The 15,854-nt window shown below is 70.7% G+C and carries 14 protein-coding genes; 8 read left to right on the top strand and 6 right to left on the bottom strand.

Features of this window, described 5'->3' with window-relative positions; genetic code table 11:
- Both D7W81_RS30930 and D7W81_RS30925 read left to right on the top strand, forming a co-directional pair.
- Positions 1–2,688 (top strand): WD40 repeat domain-containing protein (locus D7W81_RS30930; RefSeq protein ID WP_147445679.1); only part of this gene is annotated, 2,688 nt, incomplete at its 5' end.
- A 78-nt stretch (positions 2,689–2,766) separates the two neighbouring features.
- Positions 2,767–3,378, top strand: a complete 612-nt coding sequence (locus tag D7W81_RS30925; RefSeq protein ID WP_120558999.1) for a glycoside hydrolase family 19 protein — start codon at positions 2,767–2,769, stop codon at positions 3,376–3,378.
- Positions 3,379–3,474: 96 nt separating this feature from the next.
- Here D7W81_RS30925 and D7W81_RS30920 read toward each other — a convergent pair whose 3' ends face one another.
- Positions 3,475–3,888, bottom strand: coding sequence for a hypothetical protein (locus D7W81_RS30920; protein ID WP_120558998.1), 414 nt, complete (start codon positions 3,886–3,888; stop codon positions 3,475–3,477).
- Between the two features lie 115 nt (positions 3,889–4,003).
- Entirely contained in the window at positions 4,004–4,309 is a 306-nt protein-coding gene (locus D7W81_RS30915) for a hypothetical protein (protein WP_120558997.1), read from the bottom strand.
- A gap of 162 nt (positions 4,310–4,471) precedes the next feature.
- Here D7W81_RS30915 and D7W81_RS30910 point away from each other — a divergent pair, with 162 nt between their 5' ends.
- Positions 4,472–5,926 (top strand): hypothetical protein, encoded by a 1,455-nt coding sequence (locus tag D7W81_RS30910; protein ID WP_120558996.1) that lies wholly within the window; start codon positions 4,472–4,474, stop codon positions 5,924–5,926.
- A gap of 71 nt (positions 5,927–5,997) precedes the next feature.
- Here the strand turns inward: D7W81_RS30910 and D7W81_RS30905 are convergent, their stop codons facing one another.
- Both D7W81_RS30905 and D7W81_RS30900 read right to left on the bottom strand, forming a co-directional pair.
- Positions 5,998–6,318: a hypothetical protein gene (locus D7W81_RS30905; protein WP_120558995.1), complete on the bottom strand. Its 321-nt coding sequence runs from the start codon at positions 6,316–6,318 to the stop codon at positions 5,998–6,000.
- Between the two features lie 19 nt (positions 6,319–6,337).
- The gene (locus D7W81_RS30900) at positions 6,338–7,519 is read right to left on the bottom strand and encodes a patatin-like phospholipase family protein (protein ID WP_158621731.1); all 1,182 of its coding nucleotides are present in this window, start codon (positions 7,517–7,519) and stop codon (positions 6,338–6,340) included.
- 220 nt (positions 7,520–7,739) lie between these two features.
- Between D7W81_RS30900 and phbB the strand changes: the two genes are divergently transcribed.
- Both phbB and D7W81_RS30890 read left to right on the top strand, forming a co-directional pair.
- Positions 7,740–8,465, top strand: a complete 726-nt coding sequence (gene phbB, locus D7W81_RS30895) for an acetoacetyl-CoA reductase (RefSeq protein ID WP_120559000.1) — start codon at positions 7,740–7,742, stop codon at positions 8,463–8,465.
- 10 nt (positions 8,466–8,475) lie between these two features.
- The gene (locus D7W81_RS30890; protein ID WP_158621730.1) at positions 8,476–10,116 is read left to right on the top strand and encodes a PHA/PHB synthase family protein; all 1,641 of its coding nucleotides are present in this window, start codon (positions 8,476–8,478) and stop codon (positions 10,114–10,116) included.
- Positions 10,117–10,138: 22 nt separating this feature from the next.
- Here the strand turns inward: D7W81_RS30890 and D7W81_RS30885 are convergent, their stop codons facing one another.
- A complete protein-coding gene (locus tag D7W81_RS30885; RefSeq protein ID WP_120558992.1) occupies positions 10,139–10,678 on the bottom strand; it encodes a sigma-70 family RNA polymerase sigma factor in 540 nt (179 codons plus the stop codon).
- Between the two features lie 162 nt (positions 10,679–10,840).
- On the opposite strand from D7W81_RS30885, the gene D7W81_RS30880 reads away from it, so the two are divergent.
- The 3 genes from D7W81_RS30880 to D7W81_RS30870 all read left to right on the top strand — a co-directional run bounded on the left by D7W81_RS30880 (position 10,841) and on the right by D7W81_RS30870 (position 14,909).
- Positions 10,841–12,109, top strand: a complete 1,269-nt coding sequence (locus D7W81_RS30880) for an SET domain-containing histone-lysine N-methyltransferase (protein ID WP_158621729.1) — start codon at positions 10,841–10,843, stop codon at positions 12,107–12,109.
- A 2-nt stretch (positions 12,110–12,111) separates the two neighbouring features.
- Positions 12,112–13,062: an NmrA/HSCARG family protein gene (locus tag D7W81_RS30875; protein ID WP_120558990.1), complete on the top strand. Its 951-nt coding sequence runs from the start codon at positions 12,112–12,114 to the stop codon at positions 13,060–13,062.
- Positions 13,063–13,169: 107 nt separating this feature from the next.
- Complete coding sequence (locus D7W81_RS30870; RefSeq protein WP_120558989.1) at positions 13,170–14,909, top strand: serine/threonine-protein kinase; 1,740 nt, start codon at positions 13,170–13,172, stop codon at positions 14,907–14,909.
- Positions 14,910–14,965: 56 nt separating this feature from the next.
- Here the strand turns inward: D7W81_RS30870 and D7W81_RS30865 are convergent, their stop codons facing one another.
- Positions 14,966–15,775 (bottom strand): hypothetical protein, encoded by an 810-nt coding sequence (locus tag D7W81_RS30865; protein WP_120558988.1) that lies wholly within the window; start codon positions 15,773–15,775, stop codon positions 14,966–14,968.
- Positions 15,776–15,854 lie beyond the last annotated feature (79 nt).

Raw genomic sequence — 15,854 nt, 5'->3', positions numbered from 1 at the left:
ACGCTGCTCACCGCGCGGCTGCTGACGCGCGACGAGGACGCGGCGGGCGTGGAGTGGCTCCAGCTGTCCCATGCATCGCTGCTGCGCACCTGGCCGGAGCTGGCGGAGTGGGCCCGCGCGGATCAGGAGCGGCTCCAGCACTTCCGCGAGCTGCAGTCCTGGGCGCACACGTGGCTGGCGCACCGGGGAGAGCCGGATGGCGGCGTGCCTTATCTGTTGTCCGGCAGCCGGTTGGGGTACGCGCAGGACATCCTGCGCCGCTACAGCGAGGAGCCCGGCGAGGACGTGCTCCAGCTCCTCGACGCCAGCATGGCCACGGCCGAGGCCCAGGACGCGTCCGCCCGGCGGCGCCTGAGGAGGTTGCTCGTGGGGGCGCTCGCGGTGGCGGGGGTGATGGCGGGGCTGGCGTGGAACGCGCGGCAGCTGGAGGCCCGGGCCCGGAGCGAGCGGCAGGAGGCGCAGCGCTACGCCCAGCGCGCCCGCGACCTGGTGTTGTTGGACGTCGCCCGGAAGCTGCGGCGTGACAATCCCACGCTCGCCCTGCTCATGCTGCGTGAGGTCCAACAGCCCGGGCAGCTCCAGGGCTGGGCCCAGGACGTGTCGGAGGTCCTCCAGGAGCCGCTGAGCCGCGCGGTGCTGCGGGGCCACACGCAGGCCGTGGTCCACGTGGAGGTCAGCCCGGACGGCCAACGCGTGGTGACGGCCTCGAAGGACGGCACGGCGCGGCTGTGGAGGACCGACGGAGAGGCGGAGCCCCGCGTGCTCGCGGGCCATGAGGGGCCCGTCTACCACGCCACCTTCAGCCCCTCCGGAGGGCTGAGCATCCTCACCTCCTCGCATGACGGGACGGCGCGGCTGTGGAGCACGGCCGACGGCACACTGCTGCGCACGTTCCGGCACCGCGGCGTGGTGCAGTGGGGCGCCATCAGCCCGGATGGCAAGTGGGTGGCCACCGCGTCGCGGGATGGGCTGGCGCGGCTGTGGCCGCTGGAGACGGCGGACAAGCCGCGCGAGGTGCCGCACCGGGGCTCCGTGCAGACCGTGGCCTTCAGCCCGGATGGGAAGCGGCTGGTGACCGCCTCGCAGGACGGCACCGCGCGCATCGTGTCCGTGCGGACGTTGGAACCGCCGCGCGAGCTGCCCCACCCCGCCCCCGTCACCTCCGCCACGTTCGACCCGGAGGGCACGCACGTGCTGACCGTGGCGCGCGACGGCATCGCCCGCGTCTGGCCCGTCAGCGGCGCGCAGGGGCCCGTGCTGCTGAAGGGGCACCAGGGCGAGCTCACCACCGCGCGCTTCAGTCCGGACGGGCAGTGGGTGGTGACCGCGTCCCTGGACAACACCGCGCGCCTCTGGCGGGCCGACGGACGGGGCGAGCCCCGGGTCCTGCGCGGCCACCAGGGCGCCGTGCGCATGGCGACTTTCGGCGGCCCGCTGGGAGAGTGGATCCTCACCGTGTCCTCGGACACGACGGCGCGGCTGTGGTCCACGCGGGAGGACGCGCCGCCCCGGCTCTTGCCCGGCCACCGCTCCACCGTCCTGTGGGGCGGCTTCGGTCCGGATGGAAAGCAGGCCGTCACCGCCTCCATCGACGCCACCGCGCGGGTGTGGCGGCTGGACGCGCCCCGGGACTCGCTTCCGCTACAGGAGCCGGGCGGCTTCGTCTGGTCCGTGGCCGTGGGCCCGGATGGGACGCAGGTGGCCACGGCATCTCAGGACGGCGCGGTGCGCCTCTGGTCGGAGGATGGCCGGCTCGTGCGCGTGCTCCGGGGCCACGCGCAGGACGTCCGCTCCGTGGTCTTCAGTCCGGATGGCAGGTGGCTGCTGACAGCGTCGCTGGACGGGACGGCGCGCCTGTGGCCCTCGGACGGGAGCGTGGAGGGCCGGCGCGTGCTGGCGGCCCAGCGCGAGCCCTTCTTCGGCGCCGCCTTCAGCCCGGACGGCCTGTGGGTGGCGCTCGCCTCCAGCCCGCGCGCCACCCGCATCCTCCGCGTGGACGGCACGCGGGCGCCCGTGCCGTTGGAGGGCCACGGCGACCAGGTCCGCTCCGTGGCCTTCAGCGCGGACGGCCGCCGCCTCATCACCGCGTCGCAGGACGGCACCGCGCGCATCTGGAGCGCGGAGGGGCGGCTGGTGGCCACGCTCTATGGCCATGACGACTGGGTCCTCTCCGCCGCCTTCCACCCGAAGGCCGAAGAGCAGGTGCTCACCTCCTCCCAGGACGGCACGGCGCGCATCTGGACCGTGGAGAACGGCCGGGTCCGCGGCGCGCACGCCCTCCTCCGGCACGAGTCCCCGGTGCCCTGGGCCGCCTGGAGCCCGGATGGCAGCCGGCTCGTCACCGCGTGCGCGGACGGGCGCGCCCGCGTGTGGCTCACGGCAGGTCCCCTGGAGCCGTACCTCGTCCTCTCCGCGCACGAGGGCGAGGTGACGTCGGCCGCGTTCAGCCCCCGCCCGGAGGAGCCCCGGCTCGTCACCGGCTCCACGGATGGCAGCGCCCGCGTGTGGCGTCCGCGCGAGCCGCTCCCCGTTGACCGGCTCCAGGAGAAGCTCCAGGCGGTCAGCTCCGCGTGCCTGACGCCCGGAGAGCGGCGCGGTCACCTGGGGGACCTGCCCGCGCGGGCCTGGGAGGCCACCGTGGAGTGCGAGCGCCGGCACGGGCGGACGCCGCTCCCTGAGGCTCCATGACGCGCCCTGAAACACTCACAACGCCCGGGGACCCGGCGTCTTCCAGGCATCCCACGCGACAGCCAAGGAGTCCCCCGGATGTCTTTCTTTGGTTTTGGTTCGAAGACCCCCAAGTCGAAACAGTCCGAAGCCTCCTCCGAAGCCGCCCCCAAGGAGACGTTCCAGGCGGTGACGGTGGAGCACCTGCGCACGCTCATGCCCCGGCTGGCCGGGGCGCGGTTGAAGGAGCTGCTGCCGCACCTGAACGACGCCATGTCCGAGGGCGGCATCAACACCCCGCGCCGCCAGGCCGCGTTCCTGGCGCAGATTGCCCACGAGAGCGCCGAGTTCCGCTACTTCGAGGAGCTGGCCTCGGGCCACGCCTACGAGCGCCGCAAGGACCTGGGCAACACCCAGCCGGGCGACGGCGCGCGCTACAAGGGCCGCGGCCCCATCCAGATCACCGGCCGCACCAACTACCGCGCGGCGGGCGAGGCGCTGGATCTCGACCTGGAGAACAACCCCACCCGCGCGGCGGACCCCGACGTGGGCTTCCGCACCGCCGTCTGGTTCTGGAACAGCCGCAACCTCAACAAGCACGCCGACAAGGGCGAGTTCGACGCCATCACCCGGCGCATCAACGGCGGCTACAACGGCAAGGCGTCCCGGGACTCGTACTACCAGCGGGCACTGCGGCTGCTGGCGAAGTGACGGTCTCACGCGAAGCCGCGTGCCCCTGAAACACGAAGAGCCCGCGGCCCGTCTTCCGGGGCCGCGGGCGGGACCGCGGGCTCGTTCGCGTCAGGGCTACTTCGCGGGCGTGCTCGACGCGTCCGCCGCCGGGGGCGCGCTTCCATCCGCCGCCGGCGTGGTGTCCCCCACCAGGTGCTTGCCGCCGGGCCGGAACAGCATGCGGACCGTGAGCTTGCTGGAGTCCTTGTCGTTGAGGTCGTGCAGGCGCGAATGGGTGAGCGGATCCTTCCTGCCGCCGCCGCCAAAGAGCGAGAACCAGCGCTTGGGCTGGGGCTTGTCCTCGGGGATGTCGCTGTCCTGCTCCGTCATCTCGAACTCGAAGCTGGCGGACACCTCCAGCTCCACCACGGAAAAGGAATAGTGCTTGCGGGCCGTCTCCTCCGCGATGTCGAGCGAGGATTGGACGGCCAGGATGAGGTCGTGGATGAGGACTTGGGCGTGGTCGGGCGTGGGATTGGGCTTTGCCATTGGGAAGGGATTGCAGGGCGAAGGGTGGCGGGCATGCCGTCGCCGCCAGTGCTCCGTCGCGGAGCACCGGCGGCGACGGGTCTGTTTCATCGCGTCTCAGCGAGGGGCGGACCTATCAGGCGGCCCCGCCACCACTGGCGCCCTGGGCGGCGAGCACGGCGGCGGGCTTGATGGTGCACTTCACCGTCAGGCCCATGTGCTCCTTGTAGTCGAGCGTGAGCTTCTCCTTGATGCTCATGCGCCAGACGTTGAGGGCAACGTCCGTCTCGCTCTTGATCTCGAAGTCGCTCGTGAGGTTCACCTCGAAGTAGTACTCGGCGATCGTCATCGGATCCATGCCGGACGACATGAGGCGCTGCGCGGTGCGCGCGGCACCGGCGAAGGCAATGATGTACGAGGAAAGCTGCGCGGCGGACTGCATGGGGGTGCTCCTGGGATTGGGTTGCCGGCGGACACGCCGGGCACTGCGTTTCCAGGACGGTGCACGGCCCTTGTGTGTGAATGACAACTCACACCGTCACGCGCCTCCGCGTCTCTTGCGGCAGGCCCCATTCACGGGCGCCTCGCGAAAGGCCCGCTCACGATGAGCACGGAGAACGTTGAACTGTTGTTGTCACATGCGGACTCACACCAGCCGGTGGCACCCGAAGGCCTGCCCGCGGAGGCCACGGCGAACCTTCCGCGCGGCGCTGACGCCCAGGCGCAGGAGGAGAACCACCTGTGGGACGACGGCGAGGATCCCAACTCGCTGCCCGCGCAGCGCTGGGGGCTGGTCGCGCCGGAGGGACCTGAAGGCGACCGGCTGCTCGCGCTCATCGAGCCGCTGCGCCGCCGCCGGCAGGAGCAGCAGGAGGGCCACCCCGTCCACGTCTACCGCGTGAAGCCGGAGCTGGCCCGCGAGTCCCGGAGCCTGGAGGACTTCGCGCGCTGGGTGCGCGTCGTCCTGGATGACGAGGCGGTGCCCGTGGCGGACCGGCCCCGCTACCTGCTCTTCCTCGGGGACTTCGATCAGGTGCCCTTCGAGCTGCAGCAGGCCGCGGCCACCAGCGCCTACGTGGGACGGCTGGCCTTCCGGCGCGAGCAGGACTACGCGGCCTATGCCGACAAGGTGCTCCGCTGGGAGCGCGCGCCCTCCCCCGAGGTCCAGGCCCGCTCGCTCTTCTTCACGGTCCATGACGGCACCGCGGCCACGCGGATGGGCTACCAGTCGCTGGTGGCCCCCGCCATCGCCTCGGCGCGGAATGCCCGGGAGCTGGGCCGCTTCCCCGCGCGGGAGGTGCTGGAGCTGGGCGTGCCGGGCGAGGCCGCCGCGAACGAGCTGCTGGAACACGCCGCGCTGCCACATCCCTCCCTCCTCTTCTCCATGAGCCACGGCCTGGGCAGTCCACGCGCGGGCTGGCGGAACACCGACACGAAGCTCGCGCTCCAGGGCGCGCTCAACCTGGGCGAGGGCCTGCACCTGGCCGGCGAGGCCCTGGCCGCGCGGCCCTTCCTGCCCGGCGGCATCTGGTTCCTCTTCGCCTGCTTTGGCGCGGGCACTCCGTCGCGGAGCGCCTTCCAGCACTGGCTGAAGCAGTTGCAGGCGGCAGGTCAGTTCAGCGGGAGGCTGGACTCCCTCACCGCGGCGCTGCCCCAGCCCGGCGAGCGCCCCTTCGTCGCCGCGCTGCCCCAGGCCGCGCTGGCCAATCCCCAGGGACCGCTGGCCGTCTTCGGACACGTGGACCTGGCGTGGACGTATGGCTTCCAGGACCGCGACAACCGCACCGGCAAGGTGTCCCGCTTCCTGGAACCGCTCCAGCAACTGGCGCGAGGCCGCCGCGCGGGCCTGGGCCTGAGCTGGCTCCTGCGCGGAGGCCACCAGGCCAACCTGGAGCTGACCACGCTGTACGACCAGGAGGAGCAGGCGCGGAGCGCTGGCCGCCCCGTGCAGGTGGACGCAGCCCGGCGCGCGCACCTCTGGATGCTGCGCCAGGACCTGGGGGGCTACGTCCTCTTGGGAGATCCCGCGGTGCGGCTGCCGCTGACGCCGCGCGCCTGACCCCAGGACGCACGAAGCCCCGGACGGCCAACGCGCCGTCCGGGGCTGGGGGCTGGAATACGGCGATGCTTTCAGCGGGAGCCGGGCCGCTCCATGCCGGGCAGCGTGAAACCCCGCAGGGTGTCATCGGCCAGCTCGAACAGGCGCGTCTGCGCCTTCAGCACCTGCTCACGCGCGGACTGCTCCAGCGCGTAGAGCGGCGCCAGGGCCTCCAGCGACTTGCGCAGCCACTCCTCGTGCTGCTCGCGCAGCGAGCGCACCACGCCCTCGCCCTCCACCAACTGCCGGGAGGATTCGAGCGCGGAGCGCTGGACGGCGACGGCCTGCTCCAGGAGGCCCCGCCCCAGGTCCAGCAGGTGGGCCTGCGTGTCGGTCTTCTTCGCTTCGGTCATGGTGTAGCTCCTTCTGGGGTTACGACAGGGGCACCTGGGTGTGGACTTCATCGCCTTCGACGCGGTGGATGAGGGCGGTTCCTCCGGCCTGCTCCGTGCCGTCATCGCTGAACGCCTGCGGCCCTCCCTCGGGAGCGGGCTGCGTCCACGGGCACGTCGCCAGGGCCCGCTGCATGTCGCGGTAGCCGTCCGCGCGGCGCTCCGCGATGGAGGCCCGGGAGAACTCGGCGTCGCTGCTGGAGAGCTGATGCTCGCCGCGCTGGTACGTGAGGTGGATGATGTCCAGCCGCGGCGTGGGCTTCGCCTCCGCCTCCTCACTGAAGGCCATGGGCGAGGACGCCGACGCGCGCCGCACCACCCGCGTCACCGCGCTGCGCAGGTTCCACACCTTCGCGAACTGCTCCAGGTGACTGGACGTCCGCCCCGCGTACTGGATGGACTTCATGCGCCAGCTCGCCTCATCCATGGCCGTGGGCAGCGGCGCCCGGGCATCGAACAGGTCGATCATGAAGACGACGGCGTGGCGCTTGGGCGGGTCGTCGAGGATGGCGTTGAGCGGCGTGTTGGTGACGCAGCCGCCATCCCAGTACAGCTCGCCGTCGATGAGGCTGGGCGGGAACGCGGGCGGCAGCGCGCCACTGGCGAGCACGTGCTCCGGACCCACGATGCCGCGGGTGTTGTCGAAGAACACCAGGTGGCCGTCGCTCACGCGGGTCGCGCCCAGGCTCAGCCGCGTCGCGCGGGAATTGATGTAGTCGAAGTCCACCAGCCGCCGCAGCGTCGAGCGCATGGGCCGCGTGCTGTAGAAGCTCAGCGCCTCCGGCGAGCCGGGGAACGCGAGGCTCGGCGGCACCAGCCTGGGGGAGTAGAAGCCGGGCTGGCCGAAGAGGAGGCTGGTCATGTGGCTGCCCAGGTTGAAGAGCTGGCGCATGCGCCCCTTCAACAGCGAGCCCCACTCGGTGCCGGGCCAGGACACCTCCTTCCAGAACGCCTCCAGCCGCTCCAGCCGCTTCTCCGGACGGTTGCCCGCGACCAGCGCCGCGGTGAAGGCGCCAATGGAGATGCCGGAGACCCAGTCCGGGTGGAGCCCGGCCTCCTCCAGGGCCTGATAGGCCCCCACGTGATAGGCCCCCAGGGCACCGCCGCCCTGGAAGACGACGATGACCTGCGGGCGATCCTGCGGTGCGTGTGGCTGTGTCATGGATGTCCTCTCGCGGATGCTGCGCGTGTGGTGCCGTCCCGCGGAGAGGAAGGCCGACGGTTCCCAATCCACCCTTCCCAGCGCCCCCCTCCACGGGACAGCCCTGAAGGGACGCGCGAGGACGCGTGGCTGTGAATCCACGCGTTCCCGCGCCCGGGCATTCACACCCGGGACGTGACGGCGTCCTTCAGGCGCAAACCCCAACCTGGAGGGAAGAACCATGAGTGGACGCGTGGCAGTGGTGACAGGAGGAACGCGCGGCATTGGCGCCGCGAGCGCCGATGCACTGAGGCAGCAGGGCTACCGCGTGGCGGTCACCTACAATGCGAACGAGCAGGCGGCGCAGGCCTTCACGAGCCGCACGGGCATCCCGGCGTTCCGCTTCGACGCGGCCAGCGCCGAGCAGTGCGCGGCGGGAGTGCAGAAGATCGTCGACTCGATTGGCCCCATCGAGGTGCTGGTGAACAACGCCGGCATCACCCGGGACGCCATGCTGCACAAGATGACGCATGACCAGTGGAACGAGGTCATCCAGACCAACCTCAGCTCCTGCTTCAACCTGTGCGTCGCGGTGGTGGGCCCCATGCGCGAGCGCGGCTTCGGCCGCATCATCAACATCGGCTCCATCAACGGGCAGACGGGCCAGCTGGGCCAGACGGCCTACGCGGCGGCCAAGGCGGGCATGCACGGCTTCACGCTGGCCCTGGCGCGCGAGGGCGCGGCCCGCGGCGTCACCGCCAACCTCATCGCGCCGGGCTACATCGACACGGACCTGCTGCACGCCGTGCCTCCTGACGAGCTGGTGAAGATCCGCGCCCGCATCCCCGTGGGCCGCCTGGGACGCAGCGACGAGATTGCCCGGGCCGTGACGTTCCTCGCCTCCGACCGGGCCGGCTTCATCACCGGCTCCACGCTCACCATCAATGGTGGGCAGCACATGTACTGAGGAGCGCACGATGGACGCATCCCTGGAGCCCATGCGGCGCGCCTTCCTGGAAGTCCTCCTCCGGCTGGCGATGGACCCCCAGCGGATGCTCGCGGCGGGAGCAGGCCTGTGGGAACGCTCAGCGCGCCTGGGCGTCCCACGAGGCCCCTCCCGCCCGGACGGGGATCGCCGCTTCCGCGATCCCGCCTGGCAGGAGCAGCCCTTCTTCGACTTCATGCGCCGCGCGTACCTGAGCGGCGCGGACTGGCTTCACGACCTGGTGGCGGAGGTCCCGGGCGTGGATCCCCACACGGCGCACCAGGCGCGCTTCTACACCCGCCAGCTCACGGAGGCGCTCGCGCCCTCCAACTTCCCCGCGCTCAACCCGGAGGTCTTGCGCGCCGCGAGGCAATCCGGTGGCCGCAGCCTGCTTGCGGGCATGGAGGCGCTGCTCACGGACCTGGCGCGCGGACAGGGCCGGCTCGCCCCCCGGATGTCGGAGCCACGGACCTTCCGGTTGGGAGAGAACCTGGCCACCACCCCGGGCGACGTCATCCACGAGGAGCGCCTGTTCCAGCTCCTCCAGTACCGGCCCACCACGCCCACCGTCCACCGGCGCCCGCTGCTCGTGGTGCCGCCGTGGATCAACAAGTTCTACATCCTGGATCTGCGTCCGGAGAACTCGTTCGTCCGCTGGGCCGTGGAGCGCGGTCACACCGTGTTCCTCGTGTCGTGGGTGAACCCGGACGAAAGCCACGCCGACGTGGAGCTGGAGGACTACCTGCTGCACGGGCTGCTCCCCGCGCTGGACGCCGTCACCCGCGCCACCGGCGAGCAGGAGGTCTCCGCGCTGGGCTACTGCATCGGCGGCACGCTGCTGGCCGCGGGGCTCGCGTGGCTCTCCGCGCAAGGAGACACGCGCGTGTCCAGCGCGACGCTGCTCACCACGCAGGTGGACTTCAGCGAGCCCGGGGACCTGGGTGCCTTCATCGACGCGCCCCAACTGGAGCGGCTGGAGGCCCACATGCGCCAGCGCGGCTACCTGGACGGGCTGGAGATGATGACCACCTTCAACCTGCTCCGCGCGAAGGACCTGGTCTGGTCCTTCGTGGTGAACAACTACCTGCTCGGCCGGGAGCCCGCGCCCAGCGACTTTCTCGCCTGGAGCTCGGATCCCACGCGGCTGCCCGCGCGCGCGCACGCGACGTACCTCCGCGAGCTGTACCTGCACAACCGCCTGGTCCAACCGGGGGCACTGTCCTTCGGAGGCGTCCCGCTGGACCTGGGCCAGGTGCGCGTCCCCCTCTACGTGCAGGCCTGCCGGGAGGATCACATCGCGCCGTTCCGTTCCGTGTACCGGGGCGCGCGGCACTACGCCGGCCCGGTGCGCTTCGTGCTCGCGGGCTCGGGCCATGTCGCGGGGGTGATCAACCCGCCAGCGGCGAACAAGTACCGTCACTGGGTGCCCGGCTCCGGGCCGCTGGCGCCGGACGCGGACGCGTGGCTGACGGGCGCGGAGGAGCGCCCCGGCTCGTGGTGGACGGACTGGGAAGCCTGGCAGTCCGCGCGCTCGACAGAGCGCGTCCCCGCGCGCATCCCTGGCGACGGGGCGCTGCGCTGCGTGGAACCGGCGCCGGGCCGCTACGTCCTGCCCCGCCTTCTTCCGGAGTGAGCAGCGGCAGCAGGCCCTCTACTCAACGCGAGTGGAGGGCCTGCGGCACCGTGGCGCGGAGGATGCCGTACGCGAGTTGGATGCGTTTGCGCACGTTGCAGTGAGTCAATCTCAACTGCGCGGCGATGTCGGCATAGGACATATCCTGAAGGTAGCGCATCACCAGGGGACCTCTCAGGTTGGGTGGTAGCGCCTGGATGCACCTGCGGATCGCCTCGGCGTCCTCGCGCTGGAGCAGTCCCGCGTCGGGCAGTGGCTCGTGGGACTCCGGCTCCACGGGCTCCATGTCGTCCATCCGCCCCTCGGCCTCGCCCCGGCGCTGCCGCTCGCGATGGATGTCCATGCAGATGTTGTGGAGGATGCGGCTCAGCCAGGCTCGCTCGTTGAGGATCTTCCCGGGGGGCGACGAAAACTTCTGGAGCGCGCGGAGCATCGTGGTGTTCACCGCGTCCTCCGCATCCGCGACATTGCCTCCCATCAGTCGAAGAGCCTGCTGGAACAGATGCTCCTTCTGCTGCTGCCAGACCCGCCAGAAGGGAGACTGAGTCGAAGTTGTGCTCACGGTATCCAGTGCTCAAAAAAGTGCCCCTGGAAACGGTGCAGCGCGGTCTTTGTGAAAAACCTCTTACTCGCTCAATAACCGCCGACGCCGAAATCGAGGCAAATCACAACGCGCGCGGCCGGACGTCTTCATGGGAACCACCCCCGACGCATGGCGGAGCCCATGAGCGCGCACGACGAAGAGCCGGACACCCTCGAGGAGGAGCACCCGCTGAAGGAGCACCTCGCGCTCATCTGGAGCAGGCAGGCGGGCGCGAGCTTCCCGAAGCTGTGGGTCGGTCATCTGGAGGGAGACGAGCGCGGCGTCTTCGCGAACGCCGACATCGCGCCCGATGAGGTGGTGCTCCAGGTGCCGCGAGCGTGTCTGATGACGCTCGACGAGGCGCGCGCCTCCGACGTGGGACGCCTCATCGAAGCCCATGCACCCGGCACGAGCGAGGAGTCCTATCTGGCGGCCTTCCTCCTCCAGGAGCGCGAGCGGGATGACTCCCCCTGGAAGCCCTACCTGGACGTGCTGCCGCGCGCCTTCCCGCACCTGCCCCTGTTCTTCGATGCGCGCGAGCTGTCGCTGCTGAGGGGCTCGTCCACGCTGCGCGAGGTCGCGCGGTGGAAGGAGCTGATGCTGACCCGGTACGCGGAGCTGGCCGCGAGCGTGCCTGGCTTCACGCGCTTCACGCCCGACGCGTTCCTGTGGGCGCAGCACGTGTTGATCAGCCGCAGCTTCGGCCTGACGGTGGAGGGCCGGCTGATCCGGTGTGTCGTGCCCGTGGCGGACATGCTCAACCACCGCGCTTCGCCCAGGGTCGTGTGGGGGAACACGGAGGACGGGGCCTTCGTGTTGAGGGCCCGGGAGCCCGTGGCCCGGGGCGAGGAGCTGCACATCAGCTATGGCATCAAGCCAAGCTATAGGTTCCTGCTGAACTACGGGTTCGTGCCCGAGGACAACCCGGACGACACGCTGGTGCTCTATCTGGGCGTCCCGGAGGACGTGCCCCACGCGGAGCAAAAGCGGGAGCTGCTCTCGCTGCCGACCCCGGCGTCACGGCGCCGCTTCGAGGTGCCCCTGCACTACGGCCACTCCTCGACGGTGGCGATGTTCTCCTTCCTGCGCGTGGCCTGCGCGGACGCGGAGGAGTTGGACCGGCTCGCGGCCGAGGCCCGTGACGAGCAGGGGCTGGGCCCGGTGGCCCCGCTGAGTTCACGCACGGAGGCGCGGGTCCTCCAGCACCTGAGCGACCTCTGCGAGGCGCGGCTCGCGGGCTTCGACACGACCTTGGAGGAGGACGAGCAGCTGCTGCGCGAAGCGGACCTGTCGCGCAACGAGCGCAACTGCGTGCTGTTGCGGCGCGGGGAGAAGCAGCTGCTCCACGCGTACGCGGGCCTTGCGCGAGCCTTCCGGCCATCCAGCAGCGCCCGGGACGAGAGGACATGACCATGAGCAAGAAGATCATCGCGGTGGTGGGAGCAACGGGAGAGGAAGGAGGCGGGCTCGCGAGGGCCATCCTCGCGGACCCTCAAGGCGGATTCACGGTGCGCGCGCTCACGCGCAAGCCGGGCTCGGAGCTGGCGCGCAAGCTGGCGAAGCTGGGCGCGGAGGTCGTCGCCGCGGACGTGAACGACCCCAAGAGCCTGCGCGCGGCGTTCACGGGAGCGCACGGCGCCTTCTGTGTCACGAGCTCCTGGGAGCAGACCGCGCCGGAGCGGGAGCTCACGCAGGCGCGAGCGATGGCGCACGCCGCGAAGGAAGCGGGCGTGGCGCACGTCCTCTGGTCCACGCAGGAGGACACGCGGCGCTTCATGCCGCCTGGGGACGCGCGGATGCCCACGCTCAAGGGGAAGTACAAGGTCCCGCAGTTCGACGTGAAGGGTGAGAGCGACGCCGCCTTCACGGACCTGGGCGTGCCGGTGACGTTCGTGCGCACGTCGCTGCCCTGGGAGACGCTGCTGTTGTTCGGCATGGGGTCGAAGCGCAACGCGGACGGAACGCTCGACTTCGTGTTGCCCACGGAGGACCAGAAGCTGCCGGGCCTGGCCATGGAGGACCTGGGCGGCTGTCTCCACGGCATCTTCCAGCGGGGGCCAGAGGGCGTGGCCAGGACGGTGGGCCTGGCCAGCGAGCACCTGTCGGGCGCGGAGATCGCGAGCACGCTGAAGCAGGTGCTCGGGCAGGAGGTGGTCTACCAATCGATGTCGCCGGAGGTGTACCGGACGTTCAACTTCCCCGGCGCCGCGGAGCTGGCGAACATGTTCCACTTCATGCGGGACTTCGCCACGGAGTACTGCGCCGCCAGGGATCCGGTGCTCACGCGGGAGCTGAACCCCCAGGCGCAATCCCTGGCCCAGTGGATCGAGCGCAACAAGGCCCGCTTCCTGCGGGCGGCCTGAGCGGCCCTGGCACCGCCCCCCAGGCAGGCATTCCACCGCGAGTGTGTGAACGAACTGGCGGCAGGTAGGCAGAAGTCGCGCGCCGCCACTTGCTATCGTGCGCGCCCATGAATGAGCCCACGGCCGTTTCGGACCCCCGCATCGGCTCGGTGTTGCAGGAGCGCTACCGCATCATCGAGCGGCTCGCCGCGGGTGGCATGGGCATGGTGTACCGGGGCGAGCGGCTGGAGGTGGGCAAGCCCGTCGCCATCAAGTTCCTCCACGCCTGGGCGGCCCGGGACGACGACTTCCGCAAGCGCTTCCAGGTGGAGGCGCGCGCCACGAGCCGCCTCACCCATCCCTGCTGCGTGTCGGTCATCGACTTCGGCGTGGATCAGGAATCGCCGTACATGGTGATGGACTTCGTCACCGGCGAGACGCTGCGGGCGCTCTTGCGCGACGGCCCGCTGCCGCCGGCCCGGGCCCTGAGCGCCGTGCGGCAGGTGCTCGCCGGCCTGGCCCACGCGCACGACCAGGGCATCATCCACCGGGACATCAAGCCCGAGAACATCATCGTCACGCATGCCGTCGGACTCGGTGAGCAGGTGCGCATCCTCGACTTCGGGCTGGCCAAGCTGCGCGACGAGGTGACGAGCATCACTTCGGGGATGATGCTCGGGACTCCGTCGTACATGGCCCCGGAGCAGATCCACGGCGAGCCGGTGGGCCCGCCCACGGACCTGTACGCCACCGGCGTGCTGCTCTACGAGCTGCTCACCGGGAAGAAGCCCTTCAACGCCACCAGCAACGCGGAGCTGCTGCGCATGCAGCGCGAGGTGACACCGCCCCGGTTGCGCGACGCCGCCCCTGACGCGGGCTTCTCCGCGGAGCTGGAAGCGACGCTGGCGAAGGCGATGGAGAAGGCCCCGGGGGATCGCTTCCAGTCCGCCACGGAGTTCCTGGCCGCGCTCGAAGGGGCCGGGGCGGGTCCGGCGGTGTTCCCCATGGCGCCCGTGGCAGGCGATGCACCGGTGGCGCCGCGCTCCTCCTCGCCCACGCCGTCACGTCCCAGGGAGGAAGTGCTCGCGACCCGGAACGCCCGGGCGCAGCCCCGCGCGACGCCGGTGGGCATTGAGGCCGAAGCCCGCGCTCCGGCCCCTCTGCCGGTGACTCCGACGGAGGCCGTGGCCAGGAAGGAGGAGTCCGAGGCCACGGTCCGGTCTGGCCCCATCACGCCCCTGCCCGCCCGGAGCCGCTCGCGCCGCGTGGTGGGAGGCGCGGTGGTGTTCTCCCTGGCCGCGGTGGGCCTTGGCTGGTGGGCGTTGGCATCAAGGTCCGCGAGCCCGGCGCCTGTGTCCTCGGAGCGCCCGTCCCCCAAGGTCCCCGAGGGAGAGGAAGCACGGGCGGAGGCACCGGCGGGCGCCACGGCCTGGGAGCCCGTCGTGGAGCAGCTCCCGGGCATCGACGAGGTCCATCGGTTGATCAAGGCGCAGCGACGGGACGCGGCCCTGGCGGCGTTGAAGAAGCTGGCAGCGAAGTACCCGGCGAGCGCCTACGTCCGCTACCTGGAGGGGAACGTCGACTTCGACAACCTCCGGTGGGTGGATGGCGTGGCGGCCTACCGGGCGGCACTGCGCAATGAAGCCGCGTACCGCAACGCGCCGGTCGTCATCCAGAACGCCATCCGTTGCCTCGTCAGTGACCGGTTCCACGGCACCTGCGAGGATTTCCTCCGCAAGGACCTGGGCGAGGCCGCGGTGTCCTCGCTGGAGGATGCGGCCCGCGAGCACCCCATGGCCAGCGTGCGGATCCGGGCCGCGGCGCTGCTCCGCCAGCGTGACCGCGATGCCACGGAGCGCTCACGCTGAGCCCCGGTCGGATTGCCCACGCTCAAGGGCAAGTACAAGGTCCCGCGGTCCGCTGTTCAGAGGGAGTCGATGTCGATGTCCGAGCCGTCGTCATCGTCGTTCGCGCGCACGACGTTCGCGGGCGCGACGTACTTCTCGCATCTCAGCTTGAAGGCACGCACCACCTTGGGATCGAACTTCTTCGGATTCTTGATGTAGGGGTAGGGATTCTCCAGCAGGGCCCTGACCTTCTTGTCCATCACGCCCGGGTCCGGATCCTTGAAGTAGAGGTTCCAGTCCTGGGGGGAGATGGCGTTGCATGAGCCGAACACCCAGAGGACATCCTCCAGCAGCGCCTCATTTCCCTTCTGCAAGTACCACTGGACCTCTTTCGACGTGTGGCAGTTCGGCTTGAACGTCAGGATGTTCTGGGGGACCAGGAAGACCACCTGGAAGCCATGGTCATGCAGGGCGGGCAGGAAGACCGTGTGATTGCCCGCGGAGATGGCCTGCCTCGCCAGCCTGGAGCACTCTCCCGCGGCGTCCGCGTAATGCATCACATACGGCAGCGTGGCGCAGAGGACGCGGTAGGGACAGACAGGCCAGTCCTCCGTGAGCCCCAGCTGGACGATTCGATCCCCCTCGCGGTGGTGGCGGAACTCCGGCAGCCAGGCCAGGTAGTCCACGAAGCTGATGACACCGCCCTGCCCGTCACCGTTGACGCAGTGGTGGAAGATCTTCTCCGCGTGAGGCGCCAGGTCGCTGCTGAGGAGCCAGTCGAGCGCGTCCCGGTTCTCGATGACAGGAGGGATGCGGGCCATCTGCTTCCCCTCTTGCCTCTCCTGGTATGCGATTGCTCGCGCCTTCGCGTCCTTCTTCTTGGGCATGCGTACCGTCCTGGCCTTTTCCGCCGGCTGTGTCGGTCCATTCTACCGCGAGTGCTACTCTCCCCGCCCGGTTCCCCTC

Source organism: Corallococcus aberystwythensis (assembly GCF_003612165.1).
Taxonomy (GTDB): Bacteria; Myxococcota; Myxococcia; order Myxococcales; family Myxococcaceae; genus Corallococcus; species Corallococcus aberystwythensis.
The sequence above is the reverse complement of the archived record's forward strand: the minus strand, read 5'-3'. Positions and strand labels throughout refer to the sequence as shown.

What these genes read in the sequence shown, in the direction of transcription:
- D7W81_RS30915 (WP_120558997.1), bottom strand. Translation starts at nt 4,309, where the DNA reads ATGCAGTCCGCCGCGCAGCTTTCCTCGTACATCATTGCCTTCGCCGGT.
- phbB (WP_120559000.1), top strand. Translation starts at nt 7,740, where the DNA reads ATGAGTGGACGCGTGGCAGTGGTGACAGGAGGAACGCGCGGCATTGGC.
- D7W81_RS30870 (WP_120558989.1), top strand. Translation starts at nt 13,170, where the DNA reads ATGAATGAGCCCACGGCCGTTTCGGACCCCCGCATCGGCTCGGTGTTG.
- D7W81_RS30900 (WP_158621731.1), bottom strand. Translation starts at nt 7,519, where the DNA reads ATGACACAGCCACACGCACCGCAGGATCGCCCGCAGGTCATCGTCGTC.
- D7W81_RS30920 (WP_120558998.1), bottom strand. Translation starts at nt 3,888, where the DNA reads ATGGCAAAGCCCAATCCCACGCCCGACCACGCCCAAGTCCTCATCCAC.
- D7W81_RS30910 (WP_120558996.1), top strand. Translation starts at nt 4,472, where the DNA reads ATGAGCACGGAGAACGTTGAACTGTTGTTGTCACATGCGGACTCACAC.
- D7W81_RS30880 (WP_158621729.1), top strand. Translation starts at nt 10,841, where the DNA reads ATGAGCGCGCACGACGAAGAGCCGGACACCCTCGAGGAGGAGCACCCG.
- D7W81_RS30925 (WP_120558999.1), top strand. Translation starts at nt 2,767, where the DNA reads ATGTCTTTCTTTGGTTTTGGTTCGAAGACCCCCAAGTCGAAACAGTCC.
- D7W81_RS30890 (WP_158621730.1), top strand. Translation starts at nt 8,476, where the DNA reads ATGGACGCATCCCTGGAGCCCATGCGGCGCGCCTTCCTGGAAGTCCTC.
- D7W81_RS30875 (WP_120558990.1), top strand. Translation starts at nt 12,112, where the DNA reads ATGAGCAAGAAGATCATCGCGGTGGTGGGAGCAACGGGAGAGGAAGGA.
- D7W81_RS30905 (WP_120558995.1), bottom strand. Translation starts at nt 6,318, where the DNA reads ATGACCGAAGCGAAGAAGACCGACACGCAGGCCCACCTGCTGGACCTG.
- D7W81_RS30865 (WP_120558988.1), bottom strand. Translation starts at nt 15,775, where the DNA reads ATGCCCAAGAAGAAGGACGCGAAGGCGCGAGCAATCGCATACCAGGAG.